The sequence below is a fragment of the Albibacillus kandeliae genome (assembly GCF_003116585.1).
Classification (GTDB): domain Bacteria; phylum Pseudomonadota; class Alphaproteobacteria; order Rhodobacterales; family Rhodobacteraceae; genus Albibacillus; species Albibacillus kandeliae.
Window position 1 is genome coordinate 99420 of the sequence record NZ_QEHM01000006.1, and the last position, 16557, is coordinate 115976.

Annotated in this window: 18 protein-coding genes; 7 read left to right on the forward strand and 11 right to left on the reverse strand. The window is 66.6% G+C overall.

The window, feature by feature from the left end; translation table 11 throughout:
• Positions 1–26 precede the first annotated feature (26 nt).
• Entirely contained in the window at positions 27–662 is a 636-nt protein-coding gene (locus DDT93_RS26945) for a DUF4177 domain-containing protein (protein WP_232825458.1), read from the forward strand.
• A gap of 12 nt (positions 663–674) precedes the next feature.
• On the opposite strand, the gene DDT93_RS13825 is transcribed toward DDT93_RS26945, so the two are convergent.
• The gene (locus DDT93_RS13825) at positions 675–941 is read right to left on the reverse strand and encodes a BolA family protein (RefSeq protein WP_109466443.1); all 267 of its coding nucleotides are present in this window, start codon (positions 939–941) and stop codon (positions 675–677) included.
• Positions 942–1048: 107 nt separating this feature from the next.
• Between DDT93_RS13825 and DDT93_RS13830 the strand changes: the two genes are divergently transcribed.
• A complete protein-coding gene (locus DDT93_RS13830) occupies positions 1049–1681 on the forward strand; it encodes a DnaJ domain-containing protein (protein WP_109466444.1) in 633 nt (210 codons plus the stop codon).
• A gap of 78 nt (positions 1682–1759) precedes the next feature.
• Here the strand turns inward: DDT93_RS13830 and DDT93_RS13835 are convergent, their stop codons facing one another.
• Positions 1760–2314, reverse strand: coding sequence for a fasciclin domain-containing protein (locus DDT93_RS13835; protein WP_109466445.1), 555 nt, complete (start codon positions 2312–2314; stop codon positions 1760–1762).
• Between the two features lie 281 nt (positions 2315–2595).
• Between DDT93_RS13835 and cobS the strand changes: the two genes are divergently transcribed.
• The 4 genes from cobS (at position 2596) to cobT (ending at position 6709) form a co-directional block, all read left to right on the forward strand.
• Complete coding sequence (cobS, locus tag DDT93_RS13840) at positions 2596–3582, forward strand: cobaltochelatase subunit CobS (protein WP_109466446.1); 987 nt, start codon at positions 2596–2598, stop codon at positions 3580–3582.
• 189 nt (positions 3583–3771) lie between these two features.
• Positions 3772–4122: a hypothetical protein gene (locus DDT93_RS13845; protein ID WP_157960176.1), complete on the forward strand. Its 351-nt coding sequence runs from the start codon at positions 3772–3774 to the stop codon at positions 4120–4122.
• Positions 4123–4336: 214 nt separating this feature from the next.
• Positions 4337–4744, forward strand: a complete 408-nt coding sequence (locus tag DDT93_RS13850) for a hypothetical protein (RefSeq protein WP_109466448.1) — start codon at positions 4337–4339, stop codon at positions 4742–4744.
• 87 nt (positions 4745–4831) lie between these two features.
• The gene (gene cobT / locus DDT93_RS13855) at positions 4832–6709 is read left to right on the forward strand and encodes a cobaltochelatase subunit CobT (protein ID WP_109466449.1); all 1878 of its coding nucleotides are present in this window, start codon (positions 4832–4834) and stop codon (positions 6707–6709) included.
• Between the two features lie 83 nt (positions 6710–6792).
• Here the strand turns inward: cobT and DDT93_RS13860 are convergent, their stop codons facing one another.
• The 9 genes from DDT93_RS13860 to DDT93_RS13900 form a co-directional block, all read right to left on the reverse strand.
• A complete protein-coding gene (locus DDT93_RS13860; RefSeq protein WP_109466450.1) occupies positions 6793–7026 on the reverse strand; it encodes a YdcH family protein in 234 nt (77 codons plus the stop codon).
• 152 nt (positions 7027–7178) lie between these two features.
• Entirely contained in the window at positions 7179–7808 is a 630-nt protein-coding gene (locus DDT93_RS13865) for a thermonuclease family protein (protein WP_456297927.1), read from the reverse strand.
• A 118-nt stretch (positions 7809–7926) separates the two neighbouring features.
• On the reverse strand, positions 7927–9576 hold the full coding sequence (gene betA, locus DDT93_RS13870) for a choline dehydrogenase (protein WP_109466452.1): 1650 nt from the start codon (positions 9574–9576) through the stop codon (positions 7927–7929).
• Positions 9577–9579: 3 nt separating this feature from the next.
• Positions 9580–10227, reverse strand: coding sequence for a glutathione S-transferase family protein (locus tag DDT93_RS13875; protein WP_109466453.1), 648 nt, complete (start codon positions 10225–10227; stop codon positions 9580–9582).
• A gap of 37 nt (positions 10228–10264) precedes the next feature.
• Positions 10265–11722, reverse strand: a complete 1458-nt coding sequence (gene betB, locus DDT93_RS13880) for a betaine-aldehyde dehydrogenase (RefSeq protein ID WP_109466454.1) — start codon at positions 11720–11722, stop codon at positions 10265–10267.
• 48 nt (positions 11723–11770) lie between these two features.
• The gene (betC, locus tag DDT93_RS13885) at positions 11771–13279 is read right to left on the reverse strand and encodes a choline-sulfatase (RefSeq protein WP_109466455.1); all 1509 of its coding nucleotides are present in this window, start codon (positions 13277–13279) and stop codon (positions 11771–11773) included.
• On the reverse strand, positions 13276–13848 hold the full coding sequence (gene betI, locus DDT93_RS13890) for a choline-binding transcriptional repressor BetI (protein WP_109466456.1): 573 nt from the start codon (positions 13846–13848) through the stop codon (positions 13276–13278). The genes betC and betI overlap by 4 nt, the downstream gene beginning before the upstream one ends.
• A 174-nt stretch (positions 13849–14022) precedes the next feature.
• The gene (locus tag DDT93_RS13895) at positions 14023–14928 is read right to left on the reverse strand and encodes a DMT family transporter (protein WP_232825459.1); all 906 of its coding nucleotides are present in this window, start codon (positions 14926–14928) and stop codon (positions 14023–14025) included.
• Positions 14929–14966: 38 nt separating this feature from the next.
• Positions 14967–15566, reverse strand: coding sequence for a LysE/ArgO family amino acid transporter (locus DDT93_RS13900; protein ID WP_109466828.1), 600 nt, complete (start codon positions 15564–15566; stop codon positions 14967–14969).
• Between the two features lie 87 nt (positions 15567–15653).
• Here DDT93_RS13900 and DDT93_RS13905 point away from each other — a divergent pair, with 87 nt between their 5' ends.
• Positions 15654–16532 carry a LysR family transcriptional regulator ArgP gene (locus DDT93_RS13905; protein ID WP_109466457.1) on the forward strand — a complete coding sequence of 293 codons (879 nt, stop codon included), beginning with the start codon at positions 15654–15656 and terminating at the stop codon, positions 16530–16532.
• The last annotated feature ends 25 nt before the right edge of the window (positions 16533–16557 follow it).

The window sequence follows — 16557 nt, forward strand, 5'->3', positions numbered from 1 at the left end:
TTCGGCAGTAAAGGCGCGACAGGCTTATGGCAAGGTTCGAGTACAAGGTGGTTCCCGCACCGACCAAGGGGCAGAAGGCGAAGGGCGTGAAGACGTCGGAGGGCCGCTTCGCCCTCTCCGTCGAGTCGCTCCTGAACGAGATGGGCGCGGAGGGCTGGGAATACCTGCGGGCCGAACTGCTGCCCAGCGAGGAACGCACCGGCCTCACCGGCTCGGCAACCAATTGGCGCAACGTGCTGGTGTTCCGCCGCGCGCTCGGCAAGGGCTCGGTCAGCCGCGCACCGATCGAGGCCGAGGATGACGACGGCGCAACGCCCTGGCAGGTGGTCGGCTCGGGCGCGCCGATGATGGCGCTGGCCGCCGGTGGCGGTGTCACCCGCGCGGGTTCTGAACTGGGCGGCGCCAAGGGCCGCGAGGGGCGCACGCCGCCGCTCTTTGCCAAGCGTCCGGACCTTGATGAGGGCGACAGCGCCCCCGCCGTGAGCACGACCCCGGCCAAGCCCGCGGCGCGCCCGATCGAACCGCCCTCGGCAAGGCCCCCGGAACCGGAGAAACCGGCCGAGGCAGAGCCCGCAACCGGCATGGACGCCGACAGCGAGACCCTGACAGGGATCGAGAAGGTCGTGCGCCGCAACGCCGAGGAACAGGCCAAGAAATCCTGACCCCGGCGGCGATTATTCGCCCGGAACCCCGATATCGAGGGACAGCGCATGGATGCGGCCCACAAGGTCGCGTCCAAGGGCGGCGTGCACGGCGCGGTGACGCGCGATCCGGGATTGCCCGGCAAAGGATTCTGACCGAATCCGCACGTTGAAATGGCTCTCGCCACCTTCCTGGTACCCCGCGTGACCGCGGTGGCGTTCGCTGTCGTCGACCACGTTCAGATCGGTCGGCGAAAACGCGCTTTCGAGTTTTGTCTTGATGTCGTCAATCACGGGCATGTGGCCTGTATCGGCAAAACTTTTTTGCCGCCCCCTCTTCTATCTCTCGGCACTTACAGTAAACTCCTGCCTCCGAGTCGAAAAGATGTGCCTGGAGGTAATGCGCAATGGCGAAACCAGACCCGTTTGGCTTCGATATGTCCGTGTCATCGGCCAAGAAGAAAAACCCACGCGGGCGTCGGGGCATGTCTGGTGCGTCCGAGACCTCGACACGTGCCTGCGAGCACGAAGGCTGCGAGAAGCCGGGCAAGTTCCGCGCGCCCAAGGCGCCGGACGTGCTCGATGAATATTTCTGGTTCTGCCAGGAACACGTGCGCGAATATAACCTCAAGTGGAACTTCTTTGACGGCACCACCGAGGCCGAGATCAATGCGCAGCGCTCCAAGGACAAGGTCTGGGAGCGCGAGACCAAGGCCTTCACCGATCCCGAGACCCGCGCCTGGGCGCGCCTCGGCATCGAGGACCCGCACCAGGTGCTGGGCAAGAACGCCACCCAGAACCCGGGCCGCAACGGCGGCACCAACGCCGGCAAGCGACTGCCCCCCACCGAACGCAAGGCCATCGAGATCCTCGAGGCCAAGGACAGCTGGACCAAGACCGAGGTCCGCAAGGCCTACAAGTCGCTGATCAAGGTGCTGCACCCCGACATGAACGGCGGCGACCGCAGCCAGGAAGAACAGCTGCAACAGGTCGTCTGGGCCTGGGACCAGATCAAGGTCAGCCGCAACTTCAAGGACTGACACCACGAGGTCAGACACGAGAAAGGCCGCCGGGACACCCCGGCGGCCTTCGTCGTTTCGTGAGTGGCAGTAAAGTGATTATTCCGCGGGCAGCAGGACCGCGTCGATCACGTGGATCACGCCGTTCGACTGCTTGACGTCCGCGATGGTGACGGTGGCGGTGCGGCCCCGCTCGTCTTCCAGAACGATGTTGTCCCCGTCCATCTTGGCCTTCAGCGTGCAGCCGCCCACGGTCGGGACAGGGTGCACGCCGCCATCATCGGCGATCATGCCCTTGATCGCGTCCGACATCGCATCGGCCGCCACCACGTGACAGGTCAGGATCTTGGTCAGCATCTCCTTGTTCTCGGGCTTGAGAAGGGTCTCGACGGTGCCCTTCTGCAGCTGGTCGAAGGCCGCGTTGGTCGGCGCGAAGACGGTGAAGGGCCCCGCGCCCTGCAGCGTCTCGGCAAGCCCGGCGGCCTGAACGGCGGCGACGAGCGTGGTGTGATCCTTGGAATTGACCGCGTTTTCAACGATGTTCTTGTCCGCGTACATCGGCGCGCCACCCACCATCGGATTGTCGGCGGCCTGCGCGGACAGGGCAAAGGCACCGAGGGCGGCGGCGGCGGCAAAGGTCTTGAACGACGTCATAACAAACTCCTTGTTGCACATACCCGGCGTGGCGCCGGATGTACCCAGAGGTACGGGGCGAAGCGCCAGTTAGTTTCCCCTGCGTCATCACGATGAATTCATGCCCGCAGACTGATCCGGAGCCCTGCCCGCGCGGTACGCGCGCGCAAGCGTCACATGGTCCGTTTCCAGCCATGACGCCGCACATCGCCCTCCCCCCTCTTGCCCTTGCCCCGGATATGGTGCACCACGGGCCAGTCCGGGAAGCGCTGTCCGGATGATGCATACGAAGGACGACAGGAATGGCCGACGGCGGAATCGACGTGAACGCAAAACCGACCGAAGAAATCTCGGTCCATGAGGTCTTTGGCTTCGACACCCAGATGGTGGTGAAGGGCTTTGCCGAGCATACCGACCGCGTGCCCGAGATCGACCCGACCTACAAGTTCGATCCCGAAACCACGATGGCGATCCTCGCGGGCTTCTCGCACAACCGCCGCGTCATGATCCAGGGCTACCACGGCACCGGCAAGTCGACCCACATCGAACAGGTCGCTGCCCGCCTCAACTGGCCCTGTGTGCGCGTCAACCTCGACAGCCACATCAGCCGGATCGACCTGATCGGCAAGGACGCGATCAAGCTGCGTGACGGCAAGCAGGTGACCGAGTTCCACGAGGGCATCCTGCCCTGGGCGCTGCGCAACCCCGTTGCCATCGTGTTCGACGAATACGATGCCGGCCGCGCCGACGTGATGTTCGTGATCCAGCGTGTTCTGGAGCATGACGGCAAGCTGACCCTGCTCGACCAGAACGAGATCATCACCCCGAACAAGTATTTCCGCCTCTTCGCCACGGCCAACACCGTCGGCCTCGGCGACACCACCGGCCTTTACCACGGCACCCAGCAGATCAACCAGGCCCAGATGGACCGCTGGTCGCTGGTCTCGACGCTGAACTACCTGAGCCACGACGCCGAAGTTGCGATCGTGCTCAGCAAGGCGCCGCACTACAACAACGAGAAAGGCCGCAAGACGGTGAGCCACATGGTGCACCTCGCGGACCTGACCCGCACCGCCTTCATGAACGGCGACCTGTCGACCGTGATGAGCCCGCGGACCGTGATCACATGGGCGCAGAACGCCGAGATCTTCCGCAACGTGGGCTATGCCTTCCGCCTGTCGTTCCTGAACAAGTGCGACGAGCTGGAGCGCCAGACCGTTGCCGAGTTCTACCAGCGCTGCTTTGACGAAGAGCTGCCCGAGAGCGCGGCCAGCGTCAGCATCGGCTGATCCGCGCGCGCCCCGGCGGCGCCGCAACTCGATAGTCCAGAGGCCCGGCCCCGCGCCGGGCCTCTGTGTTTTCGGACCCACATGCGAAAACTTGAATAAACTGCTTTGTAACGGCTGTTTGACAGGTCACGGAGGCAGGCGCATCATTCTTGCATGGGCAAGATGATAACAATCATACGGGCAGCCCTCTTGGCTCTGTGCCTTCCAACTCCGGTGATCTCGGAACCGGCCGACGACCTTGTCACGACATTCGCAACCTGTACCGGGCGGTTCTCGGCGCTGATGGAGCATCAATGGCTCATGGGCGACGCACGGGCCGACGCGACACAGCGCCAACGCGCGCGGATGGAAACCCTGCTGTTCAGCATCATGCCCCAGGATCGGGCGCGCCAGACACTGGCGCGGCGGATCGAGGCAAAGTTCGCGCTCAGCCCCCTTCTGACACGGGCCTCGTTCAACCGGGACAAGCGTGACGCCGCGCGCGCCACCAACCGGATGGAGGTGCAGATCGCCTCCTGCAACGCGCTGTTGCTGGGCTGAAGGCCGGCGCCATCCGCGCCGGAACGCGGGATTTTCCCGCGCAGGAGATACGTACGCGGCGCGAGCACCTCATGAGGCGGGCACTGCGCCCAAAATATCAACATGTTGAAGCGCCGCTCCCGACAGAATGCGATAGGTCTATACTTTGGCAATCTTTTGCATATAATATGTATATACGTTTTTATTAATCTTTCTCAGTTCAGAGGTAAGCAAGATGACCCGACTCGGTGCTTCCTTCGCAATTGCACTGATCACCGCCCTTCAGGCGGCCCACCCCGCCCTCGCGCTGCCCAACCAGCCCAAGGAGATGGTCGAGATTTTCGCGATCTGCTCCGGCCGGATGGAGGCGATGGCCACCCGGGAACGCGCCCATGCCCGGCCCGAAGCGGCCGAGATCGAGCGGCTGCGCTCCACCTTCGAGACCCTGCTGGAGGCCACCCTACCCGATGCCATCGCCGACGGCGTCGGTGCGGGACAGGCCGCGCTGTGGCGCAACGGCGGCTGGCGCGAGATCGCGGGGCTGCTGGCCGACGTCGATTACAGCCTCGACCAGCGCCGCGCCGACATGGCCCAGAACATGCTGCGCCGCCATATCGCCAACTGCCGCGCCTTGCTGCTCTGAGCCGCGAAATTCGGCGGGCGCGGCTCTGGTCATCGCCCGGCAATGGTTCTAGGTTGCCTTCGCAAAGCTAGCGACCGAAGGCCCAATATGGCGCAGAAATCCGACAACCCCGCCGATCCTTTCAAGAAGGCATTGGCCGAGGCCACCAAAGTCATGGCGAACGACCCGGAGCTGACCGTCAGCTACTCGGTCGATCCCTCGGGACTGGCGGGCGAAACCATGCGCCTGCCGCAGGTCAGCCGCCGGATGACCCGCGACGAAGTGCTGCTGGCCCGCGGAACCGCCGATGCGCTGGCAATGCACCGCAGGTATCACGACGATGCCACCCACGCTAAATACGCCCCTCCGGGCGACATGGCGCGCGACCTCTACGAGGCGATGGAAACCGCCCGCTGCGAGGCGATGGGCGCGCGCGACATGCCCGGCACCGCGGGCAACATCGACGCCAAGATCGGCCACGAGGCGATGCGCCGTGGCTACGACCAGATCACCCAGACCTCCGAGGCGCCGCTGGCAGTGGCCGCCGGCTACCTGATCCGCAACCTCGCCACCGGGCGCGATCTGCCCAAGGGCGCGCAGAACGTGATGGAGCTGTGGCGCGGGTTCATCGAGGATCAGGCCGGGGGCACGCTGGAGAACCTGCAGGGCATCCTTGACGACCAGAGCGCCTTTGCCCGCTTTGCCCGTCAGGTGATCAAGGACCTCGGCTATGGCGACCAGCTGGGCGACGACCCGGACAGTGCCGAGGACGATCAGGAAGAGACCGCCGAGGACCAGCCCGACGAGGATCAGGAGCCCGACAGCAACGGTCAGGACGACTCGGAGGAGCAGGAGGCCGACGCGGACCCGGACCAGAGCCAGGACGACCAGCAGGACCAGGCCGAGGCCCAGGTCAGCATGGACGACCTCGCCGACGAGGAACTGGGCGAAGACGCCGAGATGCCCGAGGGCGAAGCCCCGCTCGAGCCGCCTGCCCCGCCGCCGGTCTCGGACGCCGATCCGAACTACAAGGTCTTCCTGTCCACCTTCGACGAGGAAATCGCCGCCGAAGACCTGGCCGAGCCTGCCGAACTGGAGCGCCTGCGCGCCTACCTCGACCAGCAGCTCGAACCGCTGAAGGGCGCCGTCTCGCGCCTTGCCAACAAGCTGCAGCGCCGCCTTCAGGCCCAGCAGAACCGCAGCTGGGAGTTCGACCGCGAGGAAGGCATCCTCGACGCCGGGCGGCTGGCCCGCGTGGTAGCCAACCCGACGACTCCGCTGAGCTTCAAGGTCGAGAAAGACACCGAGTTCCGCGATACCGTGGTGACGCTCCTGCTCGACAACTCCGGCTCGATGCGCGGCCGCCCGATCTCGATCGCGGCAATCTGTGCCGACGTTCTGGCGCGCACGCTGGAGCGCTGCTCGGTCAAGGTCGAGATCCTCGGCTTTACCACCCGCGCATGGAAAGGCGGACAGGCACGCGAGGCATGGCTGAACGAGGGCCGTCCGCAGCAGCCCGGCCGCCTGAACGACCTGCGCCACATCGTCTACAAGGGTGCCGATGCGCCGTGGCGCCGGGCCCGCCCGAACCTTGGCCTGATGATGAAGGAAGGCCTGCTGAAAGAGAACATCGACGGCGAGGCGCTGGAATGGGCCCACCGCCGGATGCTGGCCCGCCGCGAGCAGCGCAAGATTCTCATGGTGATCTCGGACGGCGCGCCGGTGGATGACTCGACGCTCTCGGTGAACCCGGCGAACTACCTCGAGAAGCACCTGCGCGACGTGATCGCGATGGTGGAAAAGCGCAAGATGGTCGAACTGCTTGCCATCGGCATCGGCCACGACGTGACCCGCTATTACGAACGCGCGGTGACCATCACCGATGTCGAACAGCTTGCCGGTGCCATGACCGAACAGCTTGCCGCCCTGTTCGACAGCGATCCGCGTGCAAGGGCGCGGGTCATGGGGATCAGACGGGCGAGCTGACCTCTACGGGATGGGGGTGACCCCATCCCGCATGTTTTGCCCCGGCATGGAGGCCCGCCAAGGGGCCGCGGGGCCACGCCCCGCTATGCCAGCAGGGCCCAGATCTCGTCCTTCAGCTTGGCGCGCTTCTTGCGCAGTTCGACCTCGGCGAGTTCCTCCATCGGGGTCACGTTGGTCTCGGCAAGATACACCGCCTTGTTCACCTCTTGGTACTGCTCGGCCAGCTTGGCGAAATGCGGATCGCTCTGGCGCAGCGCATGGATCTGCTCGGCCTTTTCGGGGAATTCCTCGGCCAGTTCGTGCGGGGTATGGGACATGTGCGATCTCCTTTGTCCGTGTGTTGCCCGAGACGTAACCCGCCCGGGGGCAGGCCGCCTTGACCGGGATCAAACACCGGGATGCAAAAGACACATATGACGCGCACCTAAGGATAAAAGACGCCGCGACCCGGTAACATCATTGAAAATATTCAACGTTTCGCGCGGCGCCACCCGGCCGCCCGCGCCGCGGCCTCGCTGCAGAACCAGCGCTCGCCCTTGGAGGGAGAGATCCGGGTCGCATTGTAGTTCTCCTGCCCCGGCACGTGGTAGATGCGCACCCCCTTGGACGAGATGTTGCCCTTGATCCGGCAGTCGCTGCCTTCAGGCAGGGGCTGAAGCGTCGCCGCGCTGCGCTTGGCCGCGCGGAAGTCCGAGGGGGCCTGCACCTGCGCCGCGTGCAGCCCGCGCCGGGCCACGTGGGCGGACTTCTCGTCGAGGTCGTAGTCCATCGAGTACCGGCGATAGGCCAGCGCGAGGCCCCGCGTCACCAGTTCGCGCCCCACGTCAGCGCCCTCGACCTCGCAGCGCGCCACGATGCGGCCGTAGCGGTCGATGTTCACCTCCCGGCAGGCCGCCCGCCGCCCCTGGTAGAGCGTGCGCACCTGCTCGGTCGCCCAGGCCCCGCAGGCCCAGTCGCGGCCGTCCTGACGAGTGCAATGCTGGTCCTGCTCGGGGGCGTCCACGCCAAAAAGGCGAACGCGCGCGCCGCCCACGTCCCAGGTATCGGCGTCGACCACGCGGATCTTGCCGGCTGGATCGGCGGCAGCGGCCCCGGCCATCAGGAGAACGAAGAGTACACAAATCCTTAACATGCCCCCGGGCTATGACATCGCCCGGGCGCAATCAATCCGCCCCGTTAGGGTTTCGTTAACGCCTGTGGCCCGGAAGCCCGACCGGTCAGCGCTGTGCGGTCTGCCACTCCGGATTGATCCACGGCGCATCATTGGCGGCGGCCAGCGGTGCGCGCTCCAGCAGGTGGTCCGACATCTTCTCGCCCACCATGATCGACGGCCCGTTGAGGTTGCCGTTGGTGATGCGCGGAAAGATCGAGCTGTCGGCCACCACGAGGCCCTCCACCCCGATCACCCGCCCCTGCGGATCGACCACCGCCATCGGATCGTCCCGCCGCCCCATCCGGCAGGTGCCGCAGGGATGATAGGCGCTCTCGGCGTGGTCGCGGATGAAGGCGTCAAGCTGCGCGTCGGTCACCGCCTCGGCGCCGGGCTGGATCTCGTGGCTGACGAAGGGGGAGAAGGCCGGCTGCGAGAAGATCTCGCGCGTCAGCCGCAGGCAGGCGCGGAAATCGACCCAGTCCTGCTCGGTCGACATGTAGTTGAAGGCGATCCTCGGCGCCTCGGCCGGATCGGCCGAGCGCAGGGTCACGGCGCCACGGCTGGGCGAGCGCATCGGCCCCACGTGGGCCTGAAACCCGTGCCCCTCGGCCGAGGCCTTGCCGTCGTAACGCACCGCCAGCGGCAGGAAATGATACTGGATATCAGGGTATTGCACCCCGGCCCGGCTGCGGATGAAGGCCGCGCTCTCGAACTGGTTCGAGGCACCGAGCCCGGTCTTGGTGAACAGCCACTGTGCGCCGATGATCCCCTTCCAGACCATGTTCCAGTACTTGTAGAGCGTCACCGGCTGGCTCGCCGCCATCTGGAAGTAGACCTCGAGGTGATCCTGCAGGTTCGCCCCGACGCCGGGGCGGTCGGCCACCACCTCGATGCCGTGCTCCTGCAGGTGCGCGCCCTCCCCGATGCCCGAGAGCATGAGGATCTTGGGCGAGTTGATCGACGAGGCCGCCAGCACCACGCTGCGCCGCGCGCGCACCACCTGCCCGCCCGCCAGCGCAACGCCCACGGCACGGCCTTCCTCGATCACCACCTTCTCGACCAGCCCGCGCACGAGGTCGCAGTTCTGGCGTTTCAGCGCGGGCCGCAAATAGGCATTGGCCGCAGACCACCGCCGCCCTTGCCAGACGGTCATGTCCATCGGGCCGAAGCCCTCCTGCTTCTCGCCGTTGTAGTCGTCGGTCAGTTCGTACCCCGCCTGCGCCCCCGCCGAGACAAAGGCGGAATGCAACGGGTTGTTGCGCGGCCCGCGGCTCACGTGCAGCGGGCCGTCGGTGCCGCGCCAGCCCCGGTCGCCGCCGTGGCCGCGCGGGTGCCAGTGCTCCATCCGCTTGAAATAGGGCAGCACGTCGGCATAGGCCCAGCCATCCGCCCCGCTCTCGCGCCAGAATTCATAGTCCATCGCGTGCCCGCGCACGTAGACCATGCCGTTGATCGAGGACGATCCGCCGATCACCTTGCCGCGCGGCACCACAAGACGGCGGTTGTTGAGGTTCGGCTCGGGTTCGGATTCATAGCCCCAGTCGTACATCTTCATGTTCATCGGGTAGGACAGCGCGCCCGGCATCTGGATAAAGGGGCCCGCGTCGGTCCCGCCATGCTCGACCACCAGCACCGAGGCTCCTGCCTCGCTGAGCCTGTAGGCCATGGCGCACCCGGCCGATCCGGCCCCGACAATGACGAAATCCGCTTCCATTCTTCAGCCTGCCTCCGGATGCGCCAGCGGCGCGTAGTCGACCATCACGTGCTCGGCAAAGGCCGGGCGGGCGCAGAGACGGTCGTAGTAAGCGCGCAGGACCGGACGGTCGGCGCGCGGGATGTCGATGTCGAAATAGCGATAGAGCACGTGGCCGATCACGATATCGGCCAGGGTGAAGTCGCCAAGGACGTGGTCCTGCCCGCCGATCTGGCGCTCCAGCACCCCGAGCTGCGCATCGAACCGCAGCAGCGCCGCCGCCAGCGCGTCCTCGTCACGCGCGCGCGCCGCCGTGCGGACCCGCGCCCAGAAGATCGGGCCGGTAAAGGCCTGCGCGATGGCGTGCTTGCCCCACTCCGCCCACATGTCGACCTCGGCCCGACGCGAGGGATCGGCGGGCCAGAACACGCCGCCGTCGCCATAGAAGGACGCGAGGTAGCGCAGGATCGCGCAGCTTTCCCAGATCGCCTGCTCGCCGTCCCGGATCACCGGGACCAGCCCGTGCGGGTTCATCGCGCGGAATTCGGGCGTGTCGAGCCCGCCGTGAACATGGCCGTAGTCCAGCCGCTCATAGGCCAGCCCCAGCTCGCCAATGCCCCACATCACCGCCTGCACGTTCGAGGAGGTCGCGCGCCCGTAGACGGTGATCATGCCACCGCCTCCCGCGATATGACGCGCGCCGGCCGCATCAGTAGGGCGCCTCGACGTCGGTCATGCGGACAAAGACGGATTTCAGCTGCGAGTAATGTTCGATCGCCGCCGAGGAGTTCTCGCGCCCGACGCCCGACATCTTCACGCCGCCGAAGGGTGCCTCGACCGGCGCGTCGTTGTAGGAGTTGATGAAGCACGAGCCCGCCTCGAACCCGGCCACCACGCGGTGCGCGCGGGTCATGTCCGAGGTGAAGACCCCCGCCGAGAGGCCGAACTCGGTGGCGTTGGCGCGCAACATCACCTCTTCCTCGCTGTCGAAGTCCAGCACCGCCATCACCGGGCCAAAGATCTCTTCCCGCGCGATGGTCATGTCGTCGGTCACATCGGCAAAGACGGTCGGTTGCAGCCAGAACCCGTCGCGGTTCAGCCGGCTGCCACCGCAGACCAGCCGCGCGCCGTCCTCGATGCCCTTGGCAATGTAGCCCTCGACGATCTCCATCTGCCGCTGGCTGACCATCGGCCCGAAGCTCGTGGCCGGGTCCATCGGGTCGCCGATCACGGCCCTCTCCAGCCGCTCCGACAGGCGGTTCAGGAAGGCGTCCTTGATACCCTTCTGCACGAAGACCCGGGTGCCGTTGGAACAGACCTGCCCCGAGGAGTAGAAGTTGCCGAGGATCGCCCCGCCCACCGCGTTGTCGAGATGCGCGTCATCGAAGACCAGCAGGGGCGACTTGCCGCCCAGTTCCATCGTCACGTGCTTCATGCCCGCGGCAGCGGCGGCATAGACCTTCTTGCCCGTCAGCACCGAGCCGGTCAGCGAGACCTTGTCGACCCGCGGGTCCGTCACCAGCGCCGCGCCCACGTCACCGAGGCCCTGCACGACGTTGTAGACGCCCTTGGGCAGCCCGGCCTCGACGAGGATCTCGGCCACCTTCAGCGCGCAGAGAGGCGTGGTCTCGGAGGGTTTGAACACCATCGCGTTGCCGCAGGCCATCGCGGGCGCGCCCTTCCAGCAGGCGATCTGCGTCGGATAGTTCCACGCCCCAATGCCGACGCAGACGCCCAGCGGCTCGCGCCGGGTATAGACCCAGTTCTCGCCCAGCTGGATGTGCTGGCCGGTCAGCGTCGCCGCCATGCCCCCGAAATACTCCAGCGCATCGGCCGCCGAGGTCGCATCGGCCACCGAGGTCTCCTGATAGGGCTTGCCGGTGTCATAGGTCTCCAGCACCGAGAGCTCGTGGTTGCGTTCGCGCATCAGGTCGGCGGCGCGGCGCAGGATCCGACCGCGCTCCATGCCCGACATCTTGGCCCACTCGGCCTGTGCCCGGCGCGCGGCGGTCAGCGCCTTCTCGATGATCGCGGGCGTGGCCGAATGCAAGCGCCCGATGACCTCGCCGGTCGCTGGATAGATCACGTCGATGGGCGTGCCGGCGGTATCCTCGACGTACTCACCGTCGATGAAATGGCTGGCCGTGGGTTGGGTCGGATAGGTCATTGCGGATTTTTCGCCTCCGGCGGGAGTATTTCTGAAGAAAAGATGGGCCTATTCGCCCCTCGGGAAGCGCTGGCTTTCCTCGAGGATGTTCAGGTCCATGTGGTTGCGCATGTAGCGTTCCGAGGCGTCGCGCAGCGGCTGGTAGTCCCAAGGGTAGTAGCCGCCCTGCCGCAGCGCCTCGTAGACCACCCAGCGCCGCGCCTGGCTGGCGCGCACGTCGGCGTCGAAGCGGTCGAGATCCCAGCGCGCCTCGGACTTGGCCTTCAGGCTCTGCAGCGTGCCCGCGTGGGCCGGGTCATCCGCGAGGTTGGTCAGCTCGTGCGGGTCGGCCTCGAGGTCGAAGAGCTGGTCCGGGTCCAGCGCGCAGCGGTTGTACTTCCACTTGCCGTAGCGCAGCGACACCAGCGGCGCGTTCGAGCCTTCGGCGGCGTATTCCACCGCCACCGGGCTGGTACGCTCGGCGCCATTGGCAAGGCCCGAGATATCCTCGCCATCGGTCCAGGGCGCGATCTCGGCCATGTCGACGCCCGCAAGCTGACCCAGCGTCGGCGTCAGGTCGATGGTGGAGACCGGCGTCTCGACCAGCCCCGGCGCCATGCCCGGCGCAGAGATCATCAGCGGCACGCGCGAGGAGCCCTCGAAGAAGGACATCTTGAACCAGAGCCCCCGCTCGCCCAGCATGTCGCCGTGGTCGGAGACGAAGACCACGATGGCCTCCTGCCGGGTATCCTCCAGCACTTGCAGCAGCTCGCCGATCTTGTCGTCGAGGTAGGAGATATTGGCGAAATAGGCCCGGCGCGAGCGGCTGACGTCCTCCTCGCTGATGTCGAAGTTGCGCCAGTCGTTAGCGTCGAACAGCCGTTTCGAGTGCTTGTCCTGCTCCTCGTAGGGGATCGGCCTGACCGTGGGAGAGAGGTGTTCGCAGTCCTCGTAGAGATCCCAGTACTTCTTGCGCGCGACGTAGGGGTCGTGCGGATGGGTGAAGCTGACCGTCAGGCACCACGGACGCTCGTCCTTGCCGCGCGCGAGGTCGTAGATCTTCATCTTGGCGAAATGCGCGACCTCGTCGTCGTATTCCATCTGGTTGGTGATCTCGGCCACGCCGGCGCCCGTCACCGAACCCATGTTGTGATACCACCAGTCGATCCGCTCGCCCGGCTTGCGGTAGTCCGGGGTCCAGCCGAAGTCGGCCGGGTAGATATCGGTGGTCAGGCGCTGCTCGAACCCGTGCAGCTGGTCGGGGCCGACGAAGTGCATCTTGCCCGAGAGGCAGGTGAAATAGCCCGCGCGCCGCAGGTGGTGGGCATAGGTCGGAATGTCGGAGCGGAACTCGGCGGCATTGTCATAGACACCGGTGCGCGAGGGCAGCTGCCCCGACATGAAGCTCGCCCGCCCCGGCGCACAGAGCGGCGAGCCGGTATAGGCATTGGCGAACCGCGTCGAACGCGCCGCCAGCGCCTTGAGATTCGGGGCGTGCAGCCAGTCGGCGGGGCCGTCGGGGAACAGGGTCCCGTTCAGCTGGTCGACCATCAGGATCAGGATATTGGGCTTGGTCATTTCTTGTTAACCGTCAGTTTGGCCAGGACGTCCAGCGCATGGACGGTGGCGCGTTCGGGGGTCTCGGGGTCGCTGAGCGCGGCGCGGATGTAGAGCCCGTCGATCAGGGCGACCATGGTGTCCGCCACGCCTTCGGGGTCGCGGCTGAGCGCACGCAGCGCATGGATCAGGTTCGAGCGCAGGCGCCGCTGGTAGATGCGCCAGAGGCGCAGCGCCTCGGTGTTGGTCTGCGCCAGCACGTAGAAGGTCATCCAGGCGGTGATGGTCTCGCGGGTAAAGCTGGTGGGCGAGAAACAGGCGCGGATGATCGCCGCCGCGCGGCTGTCGGAATCGGCCATCAGCAGCCCTGCCCTCGCCTCGGCGCCGAAATCGCTGAGGATGCGGCGCATGGCGGCCAGAAAGATCTGCTCCTTCCCGCCGAAATAGTGATGCGCCAGCGCACTCGACATGCCCGCCCGGCGGGCGATCTGGCTGACCGTGACATCGAGCGACCCCTGCGCGCCGATCTCCGCGATCGTGGCCTTGACCAGCGCCTCGCGGCGAATGGGCTCCATTCCGACTTTTGGCATGCGTTCGGCTCCATCTGCGTCCGGGGAGACGCTATTTGGAGTTTATTGACCCGTCAATCAATAACGGACCGGAGAGGCACCTCTCCTGACATGTTTGGAGCGCCCGGTGCGTGGGATGGGCAGGTTCGGGGCAGCGGCGCGCGGAGGTCCCGCACCGCCGCGACCGGGTCACGCTCAGAGCTTGGTGGCGATGGCCGGCGGGGTCACCGGGCGGCGGTTCAGCGCCGCCTCACGCAGGGTGATGAAGGTGACCGAAGCGATGATGATCACCCCGCCCGCGACGACCCAGAGGTCGATCGGCTCGCCAAAGGCGAAGTAGCCCAGCGCCATCGCCCAGACCAGTTGCAGGAAGGTGACCGGCTGAGTCACCGACAGTGGCGCTGCCGCCATCGCAAGGGTCATCATGTAGTGCCCGGCGGTGGCGAAGAAGGCGACCGCGAAGAGGATGCCGATCTCGTGCAGGGTTGGCGGCACCCAGACGGCCCAGGCAAAGGGGGCGAGCACCACGGTCACCCAGAACGACAGCATCCCCAGCACCAGCGCCGGGTTGGACTTGTCCACCGTCACCTTGGCGAGGATGTAGGAGGCGCCGAAGACCAGGGCCGCGCCCATCATCGCCCAGTGGCCGAACTCGATCGCGCGGACGCCCGGGCGCAGGATCACCACCGAGCCGATCAGGGCAAAGACCACGGCGGCGATGCGGCGGATCGCCAGCTTCTCGCCAAGAAACATCGCGGCGCCAAGCGTGACGTAGATCGGCGAGAGGTAGTTGATCGCCGTCACATCGGCGAGCGGGATGCGGGCCATGGCGTAGAACCACAGCATCACGCCCATCCCGTGCATCAGCCCGCGCGTGGCGAACTGCCCCCAGAGCCGGCCCGAGACCGGGGTCGAGACCATCGTGCGCAGCATCGGGATGAGAAAGACGAGGCCCATGGCATAGCGCAGAAAAGCCGCTTCGGGCGCCGGGACCCTCTGACCGACGAGCTTGACCAGCGCGTTGACGAGGATGAAGCAGATGCCGGCCATCAGCATCCAGAGAACGCCGGCAACGGGCCGGTCTTGCACGGGCTTTGTCATGCTTTCCTTCAACACCGATTTCGGCGTCTGGGCAAGCTTCACATGAAAACCAGTCGCGCGGCGATGGCCAGCATGGTCAGCCCGATCAGCAGGTTCAGCACCTGCCATGCGGCGGGCCGGGCAAAGAGCGGGGCCAGCAGCCGCGCGCCATAGCCGAGACCGAAGAAGAAGACGAAGCTGGCCAGCACCGCACCAAGGCCAAAGCCCGCCCGGCTGGTCGCCTGCGCGGCGATCGAGCCCACCAGCACCACGGTATCGAGGTAGACATGCGGGTTCAGCCAGGTAAAGGCAAGGACGGTCAGCAGCGCAGGGCCCAGGCGCCCGCCCCCGGCTCCGGTCGAGGCCAGGCTCTCCTGCCCGCGCCATCCGCGCCACAGCGACAGCAGGCCGTAGCAGACGAGGAAGGCCGCACCGCCATAGCGCAGCAACTCCCCGAGCCAGGGCAGCGCGGCGACAGTCGCCCCCATCCCGGCCGCGCCGGCGGTGATCAGCACCGCGTCGGACACGGCGCAGGTCAGGCAGATGGCGAAGACATGCTCGCGCAGCAACCCCTGCCGCAGGACAAAGGCATTCTGCGCGCCGATGGCGAGGATCAGGCTGAACCCAAGGACAAAGCCGGAGAGAAGGGAGGATGTCATCATGTGCCTTTCGCGGAGTCCGGTTTGACTAGCCGCCGCCGCAGGCGTATTCCAGTTAATGTTTCTTCTCTCAGATTAGAATTTCTAATGCAGTTCGATCGCGATCACCTGGCCGCGCTGGCGGCCGTCCTGCGGCGCGGCAGCTTCGAGGCCGCCGCGCTCGACCTCTCGGTCACCCCCTCTGCCGTGTCGCAGCGGATCAAGGCGCTGGAAGACCGCGTCGGGGCCTCGCTGATCCGGCGCGGCACGCCCTGCACCGCCACCGCCATCGGCGCGCGGCTGGCCCGGCACGCGGGCGACATCGCCCTCCTCGAAGGCCACCTTGCCCGCGACCTCGCGCTCGAGGACGGGCCGGAACCTGCGGTGATCCGGATCGCTGTGAATGCCGACAGCCTTGCCACATGGCTGATCCCCGCGCTGGCCGAGGTCCCGCAGGTGCTGTTCGACCTCGTCATCGACGATCAGAACCACAGCGCGGACTGGCTGCGCCGGGGCGAGGTGGCCGCTGCGGTGACCTCGCTCGCCAAACCGGTGGCGGGTTGCGACGCCATCCCCCTCGGCGCCCTGCGCTACCTTGCAACGGCGAGCCCCGGTTTCGTCGCCCACTGGTTTCCGCGGGGCACCACGCCCGGCGCGCTGTCGCGCGCGCCCTGCCTGATCTTCAACGCCAAGGACATGCTGCAACGCGACTGGATCGAACGCGCGGCAGGCCGCAGGCTGGCCCCGCCCGCCCACTACCTCCCGTCAAGCCATGCCTTCATCGACGCGGCCTGCGCCGGGCTCGGCTGGGGCATGAACCCCGAGGTCCTCGTGCGTCCGCTGCTCGACGAGGGGCGGCTGCTGGCCCTGCCCCCGGCCGAGCCGCTGGACGTGCCGCTGGTCTGGCAGGTGAGCCGCATCATGGCCCCGGCCCTGCGCCCGCTGACACAGTCGATCCGCAAGGCGGCGGCACGGATGCTGCGCTGAGCTTGCGCCTTCCTCCGGCCCCCGA